The organism is uncultured Parvimonas sp., from assembly GCF_963524015.1.
In the GTDB taxonomy this organism is placed as follows: domain Bacteria; phylum Bacillota; class Clostridia; order Tissierellales; family Peptoniphilaceae; genus Parvimonas.
On the sequence record NZ_CAURDT010000002.1, the window covers coordinates 316,675 to 338,571 of the forward strand.

Annotated in this window: 17 protein-coding genes; 1 reads left to right on the top strand and 16 read right to left on the bottom strand. The window is 28.8% G+C overall.

Translation table 11 applies throughout. The features are described from left to right. The first annotated feature begins 1 nt into the window (after position 1). Positions 2 to 1,378 carry an MATE family efflux transporter gene (locus RWJ08_RS04395; RefSeq protein WP_313961207.1) on the top strand — a complete coding sequence of 459 codons (1,377 nt, stop codon included), beginning with the start codon at positions 2 to 4 and terminating at the stop codon, positions 1,376 to 1,378. 609 nt (positions 1,379 to 1,987) lie between these two features. Here RWJ08_RS04395 and RWJ08_RS04400 read toward each other — a convergent pair. From RWJ08_RS04400 to RWJ08_RS04475, 16 genes are all read right to left on the bottom strand, one after another. After that, a complete protein-coding gene (locus tag RWJ08_RS04400; protein ID WP_009354960.1) occupies positions 1,988 to 3,319 on the bottom strand; it encodes a sensor histidine kinase KdpD in 1,332 nt (443 codons plus the stop codon). Then, entirely contained in the window at positions 3,316 to 3,972 is a 657-nt protein-coding gene (locus RWJ08_RS04405) for a response regulator transcription factor (RefSeq protein WP_009354903.1), read from the bottom strand. The genes RWJ08_RS04400 and RWJ08_RS04405 overlap by 4 nt, the downstream gene beginning before the upstream one ends. 133 nt (positions 3,973 to 4,105) lie before the next feature. Next, positions 4,106 to 5,485, bottom strand: a complete 1,380-nt coding sequence (locus tag RWJ08_RS04410) for an ABC transporter permease (protein WP_293440316.1) — start codon at positions 5,483 to 5,485, stop codon at positions 4,106 to 4,108. A gap of 10 nt (positions 5,486 to 5,495) precedes the next feature. Further along, positions 5,496 to 6,140: an ABC transporter ATP-binding protein gene (locus RWJ08_RS04415; protein WP_009354939.1), complete on the bottom strand. Its 645-nt coding sequence runs from the start codon at positions 6,138 to 6,140 to the stop codon at positions 5,496 to 5,498. A gap of 10 nt (positions 6,141 to 6,150) precedes the next feature. Continuing rightward, entirely contained in the window at positions 6,151 to 7,437 is a 1,287-nt protein-coding gene (locus tag RWJ08_RS04420) for an ABC transporter permease (RefSeq protein ID WP_313961208.1), read from the bottom strand. A 516-nt stretch (positions 7,438 to 7,953) separates the two neighbouring features. After that, positions 7,954 to 8,943 (bottom strand): hypothetical protein, encoded by a 990-nt coding sequence (locus tag RWJ08_RS04425; protein ID WP_313961209.1) that lies wholly within the window; start codon positions 8,941 to 8,943, stop codon positions 7,954 to 7,956. 7 nt (positions 8,944 to 8,950) lie between these two features. Beyond that, positions 8,951 to 9,736 carry a hypothetical protein gene (locus RWJ08_RS04430; protein WP_313961210.1) on the bottom strand — a complete coding sequence of 262 codons (786 nt, stop codon included), beginning with the start codon at positions 9,734 to 9,736 and terminating at the stop codon, positions 8,951 to 8,953. 39 nt (positions 9,737 to 9,775) lie between these two features. After that, a complete protein-coding gene (locus RWJ08_RS04435; RefSeq protein WP_313961211.1) occupies positions 9,776 to 10,573 on the bottom strand; it encodes a protein-ADP-ribose hydrolase in 798 nt (265 codons plus the stop codon). A gap of 495 nt (positions 10,574 to 11,068) precedes the next feature. Next, positions 11,069 to 11,944, bottom strand: a complete 876-nt coding sequence (locus RWJ08_RS04440; protein ID WP_313961212.1) for a radical SAM protein — start codon at positions 11,942 to 11,944, stop codon at positions 11,069 to 11,071. Between the two features lie 23 nt (positions 11,945 to 11,967). Then, on the bottom strand, positions 11,968 to 12,507 hold the full coding sequence (locus RWJ08_RS04445) for a ClbS/DfsB family four-helix bundle protein (protein WP_313961213.1): 540 nt from the start codon (positions 12,505 to 12,507) through the stop codon (positions 11,968 to 11,970). Positions 12,508 to 12,518: 11 nt separating this feature from the next. Beyond that, positions 12,519 to 13,127 (bottom strand): GyrI-like domain-containing protein, encoded by a 609-nt coding sequence (locus RWJ08_RS04450; protein WP_313961214.1) that lies wholly within the window; start codon positions 13,125 to 13,127, stop codon positions 12,519 to 12,521. Positions 13,128 to 13,169: 42 nt separating this feature from the next. Then, positions 13,170 to 14,081, bottom strand: coding sequence for a YafY family protein (locus RWJ08_RS04455; protein WP_313961215.1), 912 nt, complete (start codon positions 14,079 to 14,081; stop codon positions 13,170 to 13,172). 99 nt (positions 14,082 to 14,180) lie between these two features. Then, a complete protein-coding gene (locus RWJ08_RS04460; protein ID WP_313961216.1) occupies positions 14,181 to 14,645 on the bottom strand; it encodes a hypothetical protein in 465 nt (154 codons plus the stop codon). Between the two features lie 10 nt (positions 14,646 to 14,655). Next, complete coding sequence (locus RWJ08_RS04465; RefSeq protein WP_313961217.1) at positions 14,656 to 15,462, bottom strand: class I SAM-dependent methyltransferase; 807 nt, start codon at positions 15,460 to 15,462, stop codon at positions 14,656 to 14,658. A 210-nt stretch (positions 15,463 to 15,672) separates the two neighbouring features. Further along, the gene (locus RWJ08_RS04470; protein ID WP_313961218.1) at positions 15,673 to 19,884 is read right to left on the bottom strand and encodes a Cna B-type domain-containing protein; all 4,212 of its coding nucleotides are present in this window, start codon (positions 19,882 to 19,884) and stop codon (positions 15,673 to 15,675) included. A gap of 469 nt (positions 19,885 to 20,353) precedes the next feature. Next, on the bottom strand, positions 20,354 to 21,897 hold a 1,544-nt coding region (locus RWJ08_RS04475), incomplete at its 5' end, for an Ig-like domain-containing protein (protein WP_313961219.1).

Below are 21,897 nucleotides of genomic sequence, written 5' to 3' on the forward strand. Positions count from 1 at the left end.
AATGGTTAAAAGCAATGAAATAGATATGATAAATGGAAAGACCTTGAAAAAAATGATATTTTTTTCAATTCCAATTATTTTTACAAGTGTTTTTCAATTACTTTTTAATACAATAGATATAATTGTTGTTGGACGTTTTTCCGGAAGTGCTGCACTTGCAGGAGTTGGAGCAACTTCATCACTAATAAATTTACTCGTAAGTTTATTAATTGGAATTTCTATGGGAATAAGTGTAACGATGGGAAAATATTGTGGTGCAAGAGATTATAAAAATGCATCCGATACTGTTCATAATGCAATCGGACTTGCAATTATTTCTGGAACAATTTTACTTTTTGTAGGGCTTATCGCTTCAAGACCTATGTTACATCTAATGGGAACACCTGATGAAATTATTGATTTATCAGCAATTTATATGCGAATAATCTTTTTAGGAAGTCCCGCAGCTGCCATTTATAATTTCGGAGCGGCACTTTTAAGATCCATTGGAGATACAAAAAGACCACTTTTCTTTTTAATAGTTTCAGGCGTTTTAAATGTTTTTTTGAATTTATTTTTTGTTATAGTACTAAATATGAGTGTTGATGGAGTAGCAATAGCAACAATAATTTCCCAATATGTTTCGGCTATTATGATGATATTATTTTTAACAAAAAATGTAGGTTATATGCATCTAGATTTGAGAAAAATAAAATTACAAAAAGATAAAGTTATTAGTATTTTAAGAATAGGACTTCCAGCTGGACTTCAAGGTATTGTATTTAGCATATCAAATGTGTTAATTCAATCTTCTATAAATACCTTTGGAAAGTTAGTAATTGCAGGAAATACAGCAGCAATAAATATTGAAGGCTTCGTATATATGTCAATGAATTCAATTTATCAATCAACACTTAGTTTTACAAGTCAAAATATGGGAGCAAAAAAATATCATAGAATAGATAAAATTTTATTGCAAGGTCTTGGAATTGTTGCAGTAGTTGGTCTTGTACTAGGTGTTGGTGCATATTCTTTAGGAAATATTCTACTTGGAATATTTACAGATGACCCAGAAGTAATTATGTATGGACTTAACAGAATGAAAATTGTTTCAGCAACATACCTACTATGTGGACTAATGGACGTAACAGTTGGTTCCTTAAGAGGAATGGGATACTCCATTTTACCAATGATTGTGTCTTTAACGGGCGCTTGCCTATTTAGAGTAATTTGGATATTTACTATATTTCAAATTTATAGAACTCAAGAATCACTTTACATTTCTTATCCGATTTCATGGATATTGACAACTGCAGCACATATATGTTGCTATTTAGTGATAAGAAAAAAATTATTAAAACAAAATAATGAGATTAAAAAAGGAGCTCTCGCTCCTTAAGAGTACAGATATTATCTGTACTTTTTTTGTATAAAATTTGAACTTCATAATATTTTTAAATAAAAATAATTTTGCTGTTTCGGTAATGGATGTATCTTCGATACATTTTACTTTTGATTGTTTACAATCAAAAGTATGAGATTTCTCCATTTAGCTAACGCTCCAGTCGAAATGACGTATAAGGAAAATTCTTAGATTAAGAGCTAAACGTGAACAGTAAATAAACCTGAAAAATTTTATATAGCACAGAAAATTAAACATTCACGTCATAGCATATTGCATAGAAAGTCCCCCAACACGTCATCTCGAGCGTAGTTGAGAGATCTCCTAAGGACTCTTTATTATGAATTAAATATTTGTATTCAATAATACTGAATTAAAAGTATGAGATTTCCGCAGTCGATTGTATCCAAATCAAAGATTTGGACAATCTTTGCGTCAGACCTACTATAGATTATTTACAAGTAAATAATCTAAGTTAGGGCTAGATTCACTACACTCAGCTATGCTTCGTTTCGGTCGAAATGACGTATAAAGAGAAATCTTCGATTAATAGCTAGACGTGAAAAGTAAATAAACTTGTAATGATATACATATAAAATCAAAAATTTACTTATCCATATTACCTGACAATTCGATTAAAAATACAATTCCTATTTCATTTTTTTCTACTTTGTATTTTATTCCGTAGTTTAATAAGATGTTTTTTACAATGTATAATCCTAAACCATTGCTGTTTTCTTTGTTTAGGTTGAAGTTAATTTCAAATATTTTATTTACATCTAAATCTTTATTGTCTTTGTAGGAATTTTCAACATAAAGCCAGTCATCTTTAGTTCCGATGTTTATTACACCATTTTCGTCAGAGTATTTAACTGCATTGTTTATCAAATTGGATAGAACAATTTTAAGTGCCGTCATTCCTATATAGATTTTTTCGTTTTTCAAATTATTATTGACTTTGATATTTCTATTATTTGCAAGTAGTATATATTGTTTTAGAACATCTTCTAATACGTCATTAACAACTATTATTTCTTCATCATCTTTTAAATGTTCAAAGGAAGAAACTGATAGCATTTGCGAAATACTTCTTGTTAAATGGTCAACTATATCTATACAATTATCAATGTATAAATCTCTATTTTTATATTTTCCAATATTGTATTTCATATTTTCTAAAATTATTTTTAAGCTTGCTAGAGGTGTTTTTAATTCATGGGATGTTCCTCTAAAAAAATCATATTTTAGTTTTTCCAATTTTACTATTTCTTCATTTTTAAGTTCTAAATCATCTATCAATTTTAAAAGAGTATTATACAAATCGTTAATCTGTTCTTTTAATTCCCCAACTTCGTTTGTAGAATTAATATTCAAATATGCCGTTCTGTCTAGTCGCATCATCTTTTTTGTCACATTTTTTATTTCATTTATGTTATTAGTTATCGCCTTTGCATATATAAGTGAAATTATTATTGAAAATATAAAAGAAATAAATAAAGAATATGGTAAAAATTTAAAACTAAGTTCTTTTGCATCTTTCTTCATATCAGCAGTAGAAATAAATTGAATGGAAATTTTTTTACCATCTTTTAATTCTATTTCTCTTTCTTCAATGATTAAAGAATTGTTGCCACTCTTTAAATCAACATTGATGTCATCACCAATTTGTAATTCATTGTCCTCACCTTGTCCCTTTATTACAGCTTTTATATCACTACTTTTTGAGTAAAAGTCCAAAGATTGTTCAACAAACTTCATATCTTTTCCTTTAATATTCTCGGAAATTTCGTCAGCTTTTGCATAGAGCTCTTGCTTTCTAGTTTCCAAATAAGTTCTAGGAAAAATAAAAAATACCAGCAAATGTATTAAAACTATTACAGTCCCAAGAATTCCAAATGTCTGTAGAAACATTTTTGGAAATATTTTTAAATTCTTCATTTTCTCTCCAATTTATAACCTACGTTCCTAATTGTTATAATACAATCTAAACCTAGTTTTTTTCTCAATTCTTTTATATAGACATCTATGACTCTGTCAAAAGGAATTTCATCTGTTTCTTTCCAAACATTATCTATTATCTGCGCCCTAGTCAGAGCATGTCCTTCATTTTCCAATAAATATTTTAATATTTCAAGTTCTTTCGCATTTATGTCTATATCTTCTCCATTATATTTTGCTGTATAACTTGTAAAATTAACCTCTGCATCTTTATATTCAAATTTTTCTTGACCACCATAATGTCTTTTAATTAGAGAATCAATTCTAACTTTTAAAACCGGTAATGAAAAAGGCTTTTCCATATACCCATCTGCTAAACTTGAAAAAGCATTTATCTTATATTCTTCATCATTAAATGCAGTCAACATCAGAACAGGTAATTTGCTTTTTTTTCTGATTTCTTTTAAAACTTCCAATCCGTTTAGAAAAGGAATTTGAATATCTAAAATTACTAAATTAATTTCATTGTTATTAAAATATTTTAAGGCTTCCTGTCCATCTTTTGCTTGAATGATGTCATAACCGAATTCAGATAAATATTCAGAAATTCCTTCTCTGATTATTTGATCATCTTCGACAACAAGTATTCTCATAAGCCCTCCTTTTTATATAAAAATATCCTTATACTATTTTACCATAAAAAGCAAAAATTATCGATGTAAATACATCGATAATTTCTGTTTCTTGTACAATAATATTGTAAAATTCCTCCCATAGGATAATAAGCTATTTTGTATCTATTAATAATTCTTTTGGTTTCTTTCTTAAGATATTTGAAGAAGAGATTACCAAAGCTATCGCAAGTACTATTGTCATGAACAATACTACATAAAGAAGTGCTCTTGGATTAATTACTACATCTAAACTTGATAATGTTTTATTAAATCCGTCAACTTCTGCACCACCACCTAATTTTGTAGTTGATGATTGTTTTGCAATTTGTTTTGCAATACCTCCTGTAACTTTCTTTAATATACTATTTCCTAAAATTTTTCCTGTATATCCAGCTAAGAAATATGATCCTATGAATGCTGGTATTGCAACGAAAAGTAATTCTACTGCAAATTGCCCAAATATCTTTGTTTTAGAAATTCCTATTGATAACAATACTGCAATTTCTTTCTTTCTAGCATTCATCCACAAGAATAATAATAATGTAACTACTATACCTGCAAATACTAGAGAACCAATAAATAATTGATTTGCAATTGAATATATTCCTGAAATAGATTTTTGTAATGCAGGGAAGTTTGAAGAACTCTTAATTAGATTATAAGATTTCCAGTTAATATCTAACTTTTTAAGATCTTTTATTACTTGATCTAAATTTCTATTCCCTTTTATAAAGAATGTTGCATCTTGGTATGTCGCTGTATCTTCTGTATTTCCATAAACTTTAGCTGCTGTGTGAACATCTGTAATTAAAGTATTTTCATAAAGTTCTTGTGAGTAAGTTACTCTACCTTTTCCATGTCCATCAAAAAGACCTTTAATTTCTACTTCTACAGTTTCATTTGCTTTCTTTTCATTATCTGCATCATATAAATTGGATTTTAATTTAATTTTATCTCCAACTTTTAAATTATTCTTTGCAGCTAAATCTTTATGCATTAAAATTTTATTTTTATCTTCACTAGTTAAATGTTCACCTTCAACTAATTTATACGCTCCTGAAACAAATTTTGTCTCTTTTTCAGAACTATTTACACCTGTTAGCATAACTGCTCTTTTAAAATTCTTAGCTCTTTCAGCAGATTCGTTTTGAGCAGCTCCCGGTGCTTCAACTATATCTAAATTGTCATCAAGGTTAGCAACACTATTGATTCTCTTAACAAAATTATCAACATGTCCTGAATCAACGATTTTCTTTATATCTTGACCTCTTACATTACCACCACCTCTGGCAGTACCTTGATTTACTCTTCTATTTATTTCCATTGTAAAACTATTTGTAATATTTTTAAAAGTTTCTTCTGATGCCTTATTTGTAGCATCTTTTATAGATAAACTTATCAAGCTAAGTGCTGACATTGATAAGATAATTAGTAATATAATTAATGATTTTAAACTCTTTCTTGTTACATACGCAAAAGCATTTTTAAACATCGCCTACCTCCTACTTACTTTTTGTTACTTCTTTTAATCTCTTATTATTAAGCTCAAGTACCGTATCAGCTGCACTTGCAACTTCTTTACTATGAGTTACTACTATTACACATTTATTTCTTTCTTTAGCTAATTTCTTTAAGACAGCTATTATTTCTCCAGCAGTAGTTTCATCCAAGTTTCCTGTAGGTTCGTCTGCTAAAATAACTGGAGCTTCTGATACTAAAGCTCTTGCTATAGCAACTCTTTGTTGTTGTCCACCTGATAATTTCATAACATTTCTTCTAACTTGAGTCTTATCAAGTCCTAACTCAAGTAATATATCTTCAGAGGCTTTACTATTTACTAATCTAATATTTTCTAATGGTGATAGATAATCTATAAGATTATAGTTTTGGAATACAAGAGAGATATTATTCTTTCTGTGATTACTATAACCAGCTTTTTCTATATTTTCATCTTTGAACAAAATTTCTCCGCTATTTGGTTTATCCAATCCCGCTAATAATGAAAGTAATGTTGACTTTCCTGTTCCGGATTTACCTATAATTGCATAAAATTTTCCAAGTTCAAATCCTTGATTTATTAATGATAAAACTTTTTCTTTTGAATTTGCATAACTATATGTTACATTTTTAATTTCTAATATGTTCATTTACTTCCTCCTAACTAATTTGTGATAAAATTTCTTTCGGTTTCTTAATTAAAATCAATCCTGATGCAAAAACTACTGATAAAAGTATAATTAGCACCAATATTCCATAACTTTGTGCAAAAGTTATTAAGCTTTCAACATTATATCCATTACTTACAAAATTAGAAGTAATTGATGTTGTATCCTCAGAACTAATCAATCCGCCAATAATTTGATTTACTACCAGATTTCCAAATATCAAAGATACAAGAATTGCTGGAAGTGATATAAATATTAATTCCAATATAAATTGACCAACAATTTTAGATTTACTTACCCCAATGGATAATAAAATTCCAATTTCGTAAATTCTTTCTCTTAACCATAGTATTAGTATTAATGAAAGAACTACAGAACCACCAATCATAATTGCAAAAGTCATTATTCTAATAATATGTTTAACACCATTTAGTGACTCAAGAGCATCTTTAAAGGCATTTGCTTCTTTATCAACTGTATAAGATTTTTCCCAATCAACATTAAGTTTTTTAACTTTATTTATTGCCTCGTCCATACTTTCAGGAGTTCCTGAGAAAAATGTCAACTTATTTACTAGTTGTTTATTTCCTTCAGCATTTAAAGCTTTTTGAGCAGAATCATAATCTGTAAACATTGTGTTTTCGCTTAAGTCTGAAGTTAATCCAGTTTGTTTTTCTTGTTTCTTTCCTGAAAAAATCCCAACAATTTCAAATTCATGTTTCTTGTTACTCTTGTCGGTTTGATTAGGATCTATAAATTCTAAACTAATTTTGTCGCCTATTTTTAATTTGTTTTTTTCGGCAAACTCTTCATGAACTAATATCTTGTCTTTATCATTTTTTTCAATATTTCTTCCTTCTTTTATTGAAAAAACTCCACTGTTAAATAAAACATTCCTTTTTACATTGCTTGTAGCTTGTATTGATACAACATTTTTTAAATAACTTGGAATATCATCTCTAGTGATTTGTTGTCCACTATCTACAGCATTTGTATTTGACAATTTTGCTAGACCTTCATATTGAGAAACAACTTCTTCAATTTCCTTTATATTTTCTAGTCCTTTAAAATCATTTTTGTCAAAATATCCTTGACTATCTTTTTTGGCTATAGTTGATGAAGAATTTGAAGATTTATATAAAGACTTCTCCATACTAGACCCAGATTTCAAAATATTTAAACATGCATACAAGCAAGAAAGCACTACTGTCAAAATAATAAAAACAATAAAAGTTCTATTCTTTTTTCTTAAAACATATGCTATCGCATTTTTTACCACTTTCTTATTCAGCTCCCCTCTCTCAAATTTATTTTATATTTTAGGATGTACCCCTTAAATTCTAAGTAATTAGAAATTTATCATTCCTCCTTAACACTATGTATTTTCTTTACAGTAGCTATTTTAAACTAGATTTATGAAATATTTATGAAATGAAAATGAAATATTTATGAAATGAAAAAAATTTTTAATTTTTATAAACTAAATTTTAAGTTTGTTTACTCTTAACGTTAAGCTCCTAATCGAAGGTTATTCCCTTATACGTCATTTCGACCGAAACGAAGCATAGCAAACTATTTTGTTCTATTCCTAATTATTAACATTTTTTAGAATTTATTTACTTTTAACGTTAAGCTCCTAAACGAAGATTCTTCCTTATACGTCATTTCGACTGTAGCGAAGCGAAATGGAGAAATCTCACACTTTTGTTGCAAACAAAAGTGAATGTATCGAAGATACATCAACAAAAAAAGAATACTCTTAAAAAGAATATTCCTTCGTAAAACTATTAACTTATTATTTCATAATTTTCTTTAGTATTTCTCCAATATCTCCGTCAATACAAATGCTTCTGTCTTTTATTTGTTCAGGACAAAAAGCTTCTTTATAATTAATACAAGCATAAATTGAATTTTTATTTTCCATAGTCATTTGCCAGAAAGGATATTTTATTATTACAGGAGTATTATTTCCTACACCCAACTCTAAAAAGAGTATATGTTTATCTTTATACTTTTCAAGAAAATTATAATATTCTCTTGATGCTCTATGCCATCCTTCATCTTCGACAAATGAACTATCAGCACGAAGATTCATTGTAACATCAGAGCCATCATCAGGACATTTTGGAATTAAATCAGTTGGAATTTTCATTAAAATCTCCTTATTTTCTGGCACTTCAAAAAATCCTTCTGTATTTTTCTTAAATCCTTGAACTTCTATCGCCTTTATAACCCATTCTTCATTATCATAGGTCTTTTGGTTTTGTGGATTTACACTTTGAAATAATCCATAATCACCTTGAGTATAGAAAAGACGTTTTTTATCAAATCCTGCCCTTTGAAATTGATGATCTACATTTGTCGTAATAACAAAATATTCTTTGTCCTTTATAATGGAAAACAAATCCCTGTAAACAGATTTTGGTGGTTCGATATATCTATTAAAATATATATGCCTTGCCCACCAAGCCCAAAGTGTTTCTCTATCCGGAAAAGGATAAAACCCACCTGAATACATATCAGTTATTCCAAATTTTTTTGAAAAATCAAAGAAATATTTTTCAAATCTCTCTCCACTATAAGTCAAACCTGCCGAAGTTGAAAGCCCCGCTCCTGCTCCTATTACAATTGCATCCGCATTTTTTATTTCTTTTTTTAAAAATTCAATCTTTTCTCTATTTAATTCACTTTCAGAAGATATATTTTTCCCAACAGTCTTTAATCCCTTAAGTCCCATTTGAATACTTTCTCTGTATCCATCTGTTTTATCATAATTTTCTTTCATATTTTACCTACAAGTCTAAAATCCTTTTATATTCTCTTATATCAGGCTCTTTTCTATCTATGCACCATTCTTTTATAACTTTTATAAGTTCGGATTTATCTTCTATAAATGTTTGATATACCCCGCCGTTTTTTTCTATTTCAAAAATATAGGAATCTATTTCATTTGAAATTTTCTTACTAAATAATGATGAAAAAAATCCCTTATTTTTATAACATGGAGTACATTGGATAAAATTACCTTGTTTTCCATCAGTTTCATACCAAATGGTAATGAATGTTAGTCCTCCATTTTCATTTACTCGGTCAATATCATTAAATTTTTCAATAAAGTTTTCAATATTTTCCCAATCACATTCGAAGTCGTCTGTGCTTTCTGTTCTACATTTTAATATATCAATCCCTTTGCAGAAAATCGCATCACTACTTTGAGGATTATAAATTCCTACACCATATTCATCTGCAATACTTTTTACAAATTCCAATGCCTCATCTTCAACATTGTATGAGAATGCACAATACGCTCCATTCTTTCCTAAGCTATAATCAGTCAAATGATTTTCTGAATCCTCTGTTGCATAGGCAATCTCATCAAGCAAAGCATACTCCCCACTTATTGGTGGAAATTTTTCAAACATTTTTTTAGCCCAGCAGGCAATTACACGAGAACATCCCTCTAAAGATTCATAATCTTTATTTTCTTTATATTCTGTGAACTCCTCCTGATAAGCAAATACATCCAAAGAAGTTTTTATTTCTTCTCTTTTTTCAAAGACAAATAAATCAAAACTCATAACTATCTCCTAATCTAATTTTTATAATTTATAATAATATTATATCATTTTTTCATAATATTTTTTATCTTCATCTTTGAAAACATTAAAAATAATTCTATCCATAGCTTTTGGATGTTTTAAAACCCATTTTTTAGTTGTTTCAATTGCAATCTCTGCTGCTCTTTGTTTTGGAAATCTAAATTCGCCTGTTGATATACAACAAAATGCTACACTTTTAAGACCATTTTCCAAACACATATCCAATGTTTTTTCGTAACATTCAGCTAATTCTTTTTCAAGCTCTTTAGTAAGCTCTCCATAAACAATTGGACCAACTATATGAATTACTTTTTTTGAAGGTAGATTATAGGCACCTGTAAGCATCGGAACAGCAGTAGGCTGTTCATAATCTTGACCATATTTTTTCTTAAGTTCCTGCATTTTTTCATTACATTCTGCCCTTAGTTGAATTCCTGCAAAAGTATGTATTTGATTGTCAATACATAGATGCATTGGAGCCCAACAACCAAGCATTATTGAATTCGCTGCATTAACTATTGCATCAACCCTAAGTCTTGTAATATCTCCTTGCCAAATAGAAAAAACATCTTTAATAATTGGAATATCCTTAAGCTCTACAATTTCCTTTTCTTCAGCGCAAAGTTTTAAATATTCATCTTGTACTTTTAAAACTTCATCATCCATTTTTTTCGGCATACGAATATTCATAAGCGAGCGGAGAATAACCTTCTTTTGAGTTTCATCTTTAGGAACTGGAATATGTTTATAATCGTCTGAATCTGCTATAAATTCTTTTACTAAAAAATCCAACATTTGTTCTTTGTTTTTATTCATATAATCACCCTCTTTTTACTATATTACCCAGATAAAATATCTATAATTCTATTTTTACATCTTAAACTAGATATAGTAAATTTAATAGTTAAGGGGCTTTAGGAAATCTCCAGAGTTATTGTTTCAAATAATACAATAACTCCGTCAGACCTACTTTTGTTTACAAGTAAACAAAGTTAAGGCTAGATTTACTCCAGTCGAGATGACGTGTTGGGGACATTACTTTAATAGTTGCTATGACGTGCAACATTTTACTTCTCATAAATTTTTAAACAATTGAAGTTTATTTACTTTTAACGTCTAGCTCTTAATCGCAGATTTCTCCTTATACGTCATCTTGAGCGAAACGTAGTGTAGTCGAAAGATCTCACACTTTTGTTGCAAACAAAAGTGAATGTATCGAAGATACATCCACAAAAATATAATAACTTTACTTCTTATTTCAACAAAAAAGAATACTCTAAAAAAGAATATTCTTCCATAAAATCTATTTTTTTACAAATCAAAAATACTGAGTTGTTTTGATATTTCTTTTTCTTCAAATGTATTTAAATAGCTAAAAATTTTATTATAGTCATACATTATTTTTTCGTTTTCACAGAATTCTCGAAAAATTTTCATCAATCTATAATTATTTCTACTATTAATAACATAAGAATTACCAAACTCTCTAATATATCTATCTTTAAGATATGGGAAGTGTTTATCTAATTTAGAATAAAAATACTCCCTATTTCCCTCTCGTAAGGTAAGTCCCATTCCAAAACAGAAAATTCCTTTTACTTTCGCCTCTTTGCAATAATTTAAAATGCCCATAATATTTTCTTCTGTATCATTAATATATGGTAAAATCGGAGTCATCCATACGACTGTAGGTATTCCTGCTTCTCTTAATTTAATCAAGGTTTCAACTCTTTCCTTTGTAGTGGAAACATTTGGTTCAATTATCTTGCACAATCTTTCATCATAGGTTGTGAATGTCATTTGAACAACGCATTTTGTCTTGGAATTAATCTCTTTTAACAAATCCAAATCCCTAATTATATTTGATGACTTTGTAATGAGTGTAAGTCCAAAACCATATTTATTTATTGTTTCTATTGCTTGTCTTGTATAATTAAGTTTTAATTCCTCATTAATGTAGGGGTCAGTCATTGACCCCATACCAATCATACATTTTTTTCTTTTTCTTTTAAGTCTATCTTCCAAAAGCTCTAATGAATTTTCTTTTACTTCAATATCTTCAAAGCTATGATTCATCTGATAGCATTTACTTCTTGAATCGCAATAAATACAACCATGTGTGCAACCTCGAAATAAATTCATTCCGTTTTTTGAAGATAATATTCCCTTTACTTTTACAAAATGCATCCTAATACCTTTTCTATTTTGAATCAATTTTTACAATTTTTTTGATGTGCTTTTAACTTCTTAATCGCCCAATCGTAGTGGCTTGAAGTAGAACTTACAAAATATGAACCCAATGTACTTCCTCCAACCCATTTAAAAATATTTTTAGAGAACAATTCTTCATTTGAAAACTTTTCAGCCAAAACTAAAACATCCTTATGAGATTTATTAATCATTTTCTTTGCCTCTTCTAAAGGTGTATTTTGATGTTTTTTCCAAAATTCTACATTCATATCACCATAGGTTTTCCAATTATAAGGCTTTGGTATAAAGGGCTTTTCTTCCCCATTTTGATTGGAATTTACCCAATTTAAAATTAACATATGCCATTCATATAGATGAATTAAAATATCTCTTAAATTTTTATCTCTTTTCCAATGTGCTTCTTTCTTTTTTTCGTCAGCAGAAAAGTCAAAAGGAGTATTCAGCTCTTTTTCTGACAATTTAGAAATCAATTCATTTAACTTTTCATAATTTTCTTTTGCGCTAATAATTAAATCTTCTTTAGTAGTTGGTCTAGCCATAATAAGCCTCCTTATTTCACATTGTATCTTAATATTGTTTTAAGTTTATCTTCTGCAGTTCGATTTTTATTATTTAAGTATATTTCTGTATGAAGTTTTTCACTTCTCTCTAAATTCATTTCATTTGCAAAATTATCCAATTTTTCAAAGGACTCAATCTCTGTATCAAAACTACCAATATGCAAAATCTGAATTGCCTTTTTACTTTCAATACAATCAAAACTTACTTCATCATATAATTCGTTTGGTTTTTTCTTTTTCACTTTTTCAAAAGCTAAGTCAAAAATTTCCTTTGTAATAAAATTAGGTTGTTTAATCATAATTGTATATTTCAATTTATTCTTATCAAATTCCTCATCATCTGATTTCTCCCAAATTCCCTCAAGTGGAAATACAGTAAAATCAGAATATTCCAGTTCTTCTTTTTTCATATTTTTAAATAACATCTTTATTCCATATGCTAGAGAGTACAAAGCAGAAACCCTATTGGAAAAGTCGCTCTCATTTGGATTACCCTCTCCCTTAATCATAATATAATATGCACTTGGAACTTCAATCAATTGTGGTTTTTGTTTAACACCGTATAAATAATTTTCATTTTTCTTCCATTCGTATTTCATAGTAAACCTCCTTTGTATCTTATATATTAATTATACAAAAGATTACCTGACACCTCTTGTCATATTATATATTTTAGACATTTTATTTATCATATCTCTAATTTTATTTCTAATTTCTATCGGCTCTAAAACTTCTACGGATTCTCCAAAAGAAAAAATATAATTATAAAGATTATAATCATTTGGTAGCTCTATTTCTGCATATAAATTACCTTCTTCATCTTCTTTAATATCTCCCATTTCATCATAAACTCTAAAAGCCACTTTCCTGTCAAATTTTAACTTAACACGGACAGTTTCCTTATACTCCATTTCTTTTATTAGCACAACATCTTCATAACTATCTTCAAAATTTTCATCAAGAATTTTTAAATCCCTAATCCTTGACAATTTAAAATATCGAAATTCGTTCCGAAGTAAACAAAAGGTATAGACATACCAATCCCAACCCTTAAATAAGAGTCTAATTGGCTTTATTTCTCTACTTGTCTCTTTTTCATTGCTTGAAAAATATGTAAATCTAATAATATTTTTATTTATAATTGCTGATTTTATATCATTAAACAATTCGTCATATTCATTACCTCTTTGCCAATTTGTAAAATCAACTTCAATCCAATTTGTATTTTTAATTTTGAAAAAGGCAGACAATTTTGTTAAAAGCTCATTTTCATATTGTTTATTTATTCCCTCTAAACCTTTTAATGCAACTAAAATCTGTTCCTGTTCTTTTTCAGAAAGCAAAGATTTTTTTAATACAAAATCATCTGCTATCTCTATTCCTCCACCTTTTCCCTGTGTGGCATAAATTGGAATTCCAGCAGAGCTAATCACATCAATATCTCGATATATTGTCCTCACTGATACTTCAAATTTTTCAGAAAGTTCATTTGCTGTAACTTTTCCTTTTTCCAAAATATAATATAAAATTCTAAATAGTCTGCTATCTCTCATTTCTTAACATCTCCTAGAAATATTATATCACAACATGACATTAATTGTCATATTATAAAAAAGTCGATGCAGTTTAAAAACCACATCGACTATTTTGTTCTAAATTTCTCTTATCATTTCTTTTGGAAAAAGATCAAAAAGTTTTTCCATAAATAATTCTAAATCTTCTATATCATTACTTTTTACAATAATACTATTATCATTACATTTAAAAATGTAACCAAAATATTTACCCTTTACAAAAAGTGAGTTAATCAGCATTGGCTCTATTTCATATATTTCAGAAAAATATACTTTCTTTTCTTTATTATTTCTTTTAAATGCAATACCGTTTTCGAAAAGAATAATCTCAGTCCATAGGTCAAATTCTGTTGGTAATATAAACTTTCTACTACTTTTTGCTATAAACAGCTCGTTTCCAAGAGTTTTACAAGAAAAATTATTTTCATTATTAAAAGTTAGCCTTTTTAAATTATATTTTTTTCTTTTTGGCGGATTAAACATTAAATATAAAAATACTAATCCAAGTAAAATTAATATCCCTAAAATAATAAACTTGTCCATAACTTCTCCATTAATTTAATTTCAAATGAATAACCTTTGTCCTATTCCATTTATCTGAAAAATACATAAATAATTTAGTTATTATTTTTGCATTTGAACAGATTTTCAATGCTCTAGCAAAAAAGCCTTGAACATCTATTAATTTTGTATCTGTTAGCTTTGTAAACTCAGTTACATTATCTATACTAAAATACATTTGTGCATTTACATTACCAGTTTTCTTAACATATCTATTTGCAATTTTAAGTCCTTTTGTGTTAGTTGCATCAAAGACCAACTCTCCTTTGGGAAGAAGAGATTTCATTTTTTTAACCATTTCCACAATTTTTTCTTTATTAAAATATTGATAAACTCCAGAAACTGCAATCATAGTTGGCAATTCTGTATCTATTTCTTTTATCCATTCAAGAGTAAACATATCTCCGGAAATTAGCTTTTCGTTCTCGGCATTTCCGAGAATTCTGTTTCTAATTCCTATAACGCTAGGTAAATCTACTTGATAGAAATTAGCTTTTTTATTGTTAATTCTATTGTAGGCAGTCTCTAGTCCTGCACCTAAAAATACAACATTACAATTCTCATTTTCTTCAAGAAATTTAATTATCTTTTTATCTATTACATCTTGTCTGCATACACTTGCCATATGAAAATATTCACTAGCATTTTTTTCAATAAGATTTGTAGGAATATATTGCTTTAATGACAATGCTTTTTCATCATAAAAATAGTTTGGAAATTTTTCGGAAGCAAATATTCTTGCAACGAGAGGAATATATAAAGTATCTTCAACACCACTAAGTAAATTCTCCTTATTCATATTATTTCCTTTCTAATTATCAACTTTTACTATATTTTACTACAATTTGATACTGTCTTTCAAGTAATATTTAAAAATATAGTTTAAATACAATTAAGTTATATTTTTATCACAAAAAAAGAAGAGCATCTTTTTGATGCTCTTCTTTTAACAGTATCTCTACATACTAAATATTTAATTATCTTTTACTATTTAAAAGAATTTCTAAAATTAATCTTCTTTTTTCTTTCTTCTAAATCCTGCAAATAAAACAGCTCCTGATAATCCAACTAAAGCGGTATATAGAACTGAAGAACTTCCTAATCCTGTTTGTGGTACTCTTGGTTTAGGTTTATTTGGTGTTCTTACATTAGTTACTACAAAACCTTCTTTTACATTTCCTGTAATAACTGTCTTATATCCATTACCAACTTCAACTTCCTTGATTGTATATTCAATTTTCTTTCCATCTTTATATTCATCAAGGTCTGTGAAACTTCCTGTCCACTTATTATCTTTAGATAATTTAAGTGTCTTTCCTGTTTCTTTTCCGTCAGCAAGTAACTTAATTGTTACACTATTAGGTCTCTTCTTATCTTGGTCATTTTTATCATCCCAAGCTTTTGTTACTTGAACAGATGTCTTTCCTGGAGTATATGAATTCTTAACATTGTAGTCTTTAACTTCTGTAGTATATCCTTCTACCTTTTCTTCTGAAATAGTGTAGTTGATTTCTTTTCCACCTTCATACTTGTCAAGATTTTCAAATTTCCATTTCCAACCTTCTGCTTCTGTAACTTTCTTAGAGTCTACTTTCTTTCCATTTCTTAATAGATTGATTGTAATTTCTGTAGGTCTCTTTCCATCTTGGTTATTTGCATCATCCCAAGTCTTTGAACCTTCAACAGATATTTTTTCAGTTTCTCTTGTATTAGTTACTGTAAATCCATTTTCTGCAGTTCCAGTAACAACACTTACATAACCATCTTTAAGAGCTTCTTCCTTGATTGTATATTCGATTTTCTTTCCATCTTTATATTCATCAAGATCAGTGAAACTTCCTGTCCACTTATTTTCTTCTGATAATTTAAGTGTCTTTCCTGTTTCTTTTCCATCAGCAAGTAATTTAATTGTTACGCTTTCAGGTCTCTTTCCATCTTGGTTATCTTTATCTGCCCAAGCTTTTGTTACTTGAATACCTGTTTTTCCTGGAGTATATGAGTTCTTAACATCATATCCATTTACTTCTGTAGTATAACCTTCAACTTTTTCTTCTGAAATAGTGTAGTTGATTTCTTTTCCGTTTTCGAATTTATCAAGATTTTCAAATTTCCATTTCCAACCTTCTGCTTCTGTAACTTTCTTAGTATCTACTACATTACCATTCTTTAATAGATTGATTGTTATTTCTTTAGGTCTCTTTCCGTCTTGGTTATTTGCATCATCCCAAGTCTTTGAACCTTCAATTTCTACTTTTTCAGTTTCTCTTGTATTAGTTACTGTAAATCCATCTTCTGCAGTTCCAGTAACAACACTTACATATCCATTTCCAACAGTTTCTTCTTTAATTGTATAAACAATTTTCTTTCCGTCTTTGTATTCGTCAAGATCTGTGAAACTTCCACTCCAATTATTTGCTTTTGTCAAAGTAAGAGTCTTATCTGTTTCAACTCCATCAGCTAATAACTTAATTGTTACACTTTCAGGTCTTACTCCATCTTGATTTTCTTTATCTGACCAAGCTTTTGTAACTTGAAGACCTGTTTTTCCTGGAGTATATGAGTTCTTAACATTATATCCAGCAACTTCTGTAGTATATCCATCTACTTTTTCTTCTGAAATAGTGTAATTGATTTCTTTTCCATTTTCGTATTTGTCAAGATTTTCAAATTTCCACTTCCAACCTTCAGCTTCTGTAACTTTCTTAGTATCTACTACAGTACCATTCTTTAATAAATTAATTGTTATTTCTTTTGGTCTCTTTCCGTCTTGATTATTATTGTCATTCCAAGTCTTTGAGCCTTCAACTTCTACTTTTTCAGTTTGTCTTGTATTTATTACCTTAAATCCTTTTTGAGCATCGCCAATAATTTCAGTAATATATCCATTTCCAACTGGTTCTTCTTTAATTGTATAAACAATTTTCTTTCCATCTTTATATTCATCAAGATTTGTAAAGCTTCCGCTCCAGTTGTTTTCCTTTGTCAAAGTAAGAGTCTTATCTGTTTCAACTCCGTCAGCTAATAACTTAATTGTTATGCTTTCAGGTCTTTTTCCATCTTGGTTTTCTTTATCTTCCCAAGCCTTTGTTACTTGAATACCTGTTGTTCCTGGAGTATAAGAGTTCTTTACATTATATCCAGCAACTTCTGTAGTATAACCTTCAACTTTTTCTTCTGAAATAGTGTAATTGATTTCTTGTCCATTTTCATATTTGTCAAGATTTTCAAATTTCCACTTCCAACCTTCAGCTTCAGTAACTTTCTTTGAATCTATTTTTGTTCCATTCTTTAATAGATTAATTGTTATTTCTATAGGTCTCTTTCCATCTTGATTGTTATTGTCATTCCAAGTCTTTGATCCTTCTACAGATGTCTTTTCTGTTTCTCTTTTATTTATTACATTAAATCCTGTTTCTGAAGTTTGTGCAATAAATCCTGAATATCCATTACCAACGTCTTCTTCTTCAATTGTATAAACAATTTTCTTTCCGTCTTTGTATTCGTCAAGTCCAGTAAAGCTTCCTGTCCAATTGTTTGTTTTTGTTAAAGTAAGAGTCTTATCTGTTGCAACTCCATCAGCTAATAACTTAATTGTTACACTTTCAGGTCTCTTTCCGTCTTGGTTTTCTTTGTCTTCCCAAGCTTTTGTTACTTGAATACTTGTCTTGCTAGGTGTGTAAGAATTCTTGATATTATGTCCATTTATTTCTGTACTATATCCATCTACTTTTTCTTCTGAAACAGTATAATTAATCTTCTTACCTGTCTTTACATTGTATTCATCAACATTTTCAAAAGTATAATTCCAGTTACCATCAGCATCTGGAGTTACTTCTTTTGTTTGAACAACTTTCTTATCATCATCAAGTAAATTTACTTTGATTTTTGCAGGTCTTTTTCCGTCTTGGTTATTTGCATCATCCCAAGTCTTTTTACCAGAAATATTAATCTTAATTCTCTTATTAGTAATTGTCTTTATTGCTCCACCTTTAGGTGATACTACCAATGTAAATTCTTCTTCATTTAAAAGGTATCCAGTTGGAGCAGTTTTTTCTTTTACTTTATAAGTTCCTGAAGTAAGGGAACCAGAAGTTATAGTTCCATCAGCTCCTGTTTTTAATTCAGACTTAGTTCCATCTGGAGCAGTAACTTCGAAAACTGCATTTGCTAATTTAATAGTATTATCTTCAGCATCAACCTTGATTAATTTAATCTTATTAGCTAAATTACCTGTTCCAGAACCACCAGATTCTGCAGAAATATGAGTTCCAGTTGTAGTTGTATTAACTTCATTTGAAGTAATTTTTACATTATTATGAAGTGTAGTTCCTGGTGTATAAGTTGTTTTGTAAATAAGACGATATTGGTCACCATTCACTTCCCCTAAATTAATTGTAAATGTCTTTTTATCAGCAGAAAGTGTAAGTTTACCTGTTAAATCAACATCCTCATAAACTTTTGAATAATCTCCTACACTATTGTATTCAACACGTCTTAGTCTGAAACTACCTGGAATATATGTTTCATCTCCAGTTCCACCAGTTAAATGGTCAGTTATAACTGCATTAGTCATATTTGCTTTTTTGTAGTTAACTCTAACCCACCATTCTGCTTCATTCGCATTAGCTCCGGATTGTCCCCATTTAGCAAGTATTTCATCTTTTGGTAATTCTTTTGGTCCTTCTACAGTTATCTCTGTAGGAGTAACTTTTCCATTAACTGTAATATCAAATTTGTTCTTTTCATTTTTCTTAACAGCTTCCTTGTCGAATACTGCAGCTAAACGTACATTTCCTTTAACATTTTCTTTTCCTTTAACCCATTTTGTAAAAGTAACTCGAACCTTGCCACCTTTATCTCCAGCTCCAGGCATAACCTTAGCTGTAGCAATGACAGTCTTACCATCTTCTCCATAAATATTAAATTCTGTTGCTGTTGTATCAGAAGGAAATTTCATCTTATCTGGTAATGTAATATCAAAATAATCTCCCTCGTTCAGATTTGCTCCATTTGAACTAGCATCCCAATCCATATTTAAGTAGAATCTATCACTCACAAATACTTTATCTACTTTTTGTCCACTTAAATTTTGAATTTCGAACTTTTTAATTGTTGCATCAACTTGTTTTCCTTCAGCAACAACAGTTGAACTAACTACTTGAAGAATCATTCCCACAACCATTAATAATGATAATAGGGTTTTATAAATCTTTCTTCTCATATCATTTTCTCCTTTCCATAAGAAATCTAAATTAAAAAATTACTAACTTTTCAATTTACATTGCATATAAACTCAGATTTTATCTGCAATGTAAACAATAAAGAAACTCTCCAAATTACTGAAAATTTATTAATTTAGTTAAAAGTTTAGTACTTTGTATTATATCACAATTAATTAAAATTGTCTATACTTCAAGTAAATTTTTGAAAATAACGACTTTTCTCTTATATTATTCAACAATTGTAGAATTTTTATATAAATTTTTTTAATATTTAGATTAAAATGTATATCTTTTCACATACCATTATATATATATATATATTATGTCAAGTGTTTTTAATAATTTAATATAAATAATCTCTATATTATATAAAAATTTAGAATAATAAATTATTATACAAAAAAAGATTGGGTTTATAATTCCCAATCTTTTCTATCTTTCTTGTATCAAATATTAACTTTTAAGAAACTATTTCTTTCTCTTTCTTCTATATCTGATCTTCATTCCTCCAAGTGCCCCAGCTGATAATCCTAGTAATACTGTATATAATCCTGTATTTACTCCATATCCTGTCTTTGGTACTTGTGGTCTTGGTCTTAATGGTGTTGGATTTGTAGTTTCATTTGTTTCATAATTATTATTTCCATCTACCACATTTGCCTTGTTTACTATCTTTTCGCCATTTACATCGCTGTTTACTTTTACCTTGAAAGTAACTTCGAATGTTTCTCCATCTGCTACTTTTTCCTTAGTCCAAGTAATTTCTCCGTCCTTGTAAACTCCGTTATTATCTGCAGAACCTTCTACATATGTTGTATGTTCCGGAATTCTATCCTTTATTACAACCTTTTGTTCCTTACCTGTTGTATTCTTGTAAGTAACTTTGTAAAGCAATTCTTGTCCCGCTTTTACTCCCTTACCATCAATACTTGTCTTATCGTCTTTACTATCAAAAACATCTTTTACTGGTTTTGTTGGTGTTGGGTTTGTAGTTTCATTTGTATCATAATTATTGTTTCCATCTACTACATTTGCTTTGTTTACTATCTTTTCACCATTTACTTTTTCATCAACTTTTACCTTGAAGCTAACTGTTAAAGTTTCTCCATCTTCTACTTCTTTAACCCACTTTATTGTTCCATCTTTTTCTTTTCCATCATTATCTGCAGAAATGAATTTTGTATGTTCTGGAATCTTGTCAGTTATTGTTACAGTTTGCTTACTTCCAGTTGTGTTCTTGTAAGTTATCTTATAAACTAATTCTTGACCTGCTTTTACTTCATTGCCATCAATACTTGTCTTATCATCTTTACTATCAAAAACATCTTTTACTGGTTTTGTTGATGTTGGATTTGTTGTTTCGTTTGTATCAAAGTTGTTACTTCCATCTACTACATTTGCCTTGTTTACTATCTTTTCGCCATTTACATTTTCATCTACTTTTACTTTGAAAGTAACTTCGAATGTTTCTCCATTAGCTACTTTTTCTTTTGTCCAAGTGATTTCTCCATCTTTGTAAATTCCGTTATTATCTGCTGAATTTTCTACATAAGTTGTATGTTCTGGAATTCTATCCTTTATTACAACTTTTTGGTCTTTTCCTGTAGTATTTGTATAAGTAACTTTATAAAGTAATTCTTGTCCTGCCTTAACTACTTGTCCATCAATACTTACACGATCATTTTGTGGTTCAAATACATCCTTTACTGGCTTTGTAGGTGTTGGATTTGTTGTTTCATTTGTATCAAAGTTGTTATTTCCATCTACTACATTTGCCTTGTTAAGAATCTTTTCGCCATTTACATCATCATTTACTTTTACTTTGAAAGTAACTTCAAATGTTTCTCCATCAGCTACTTTTTCCTTAGTCCAAGTAATTGTTCCATCCTTGTAAACTCCGTTATTATCTACTGAACCTTCTACATAAGTTGTATGTTCTGGAATCTTATCAGTAATAGTTACTGTTTGTTCTTTTCCAGTAGTATTTTTGTAAGTAATCTTGTAAAGTAGTT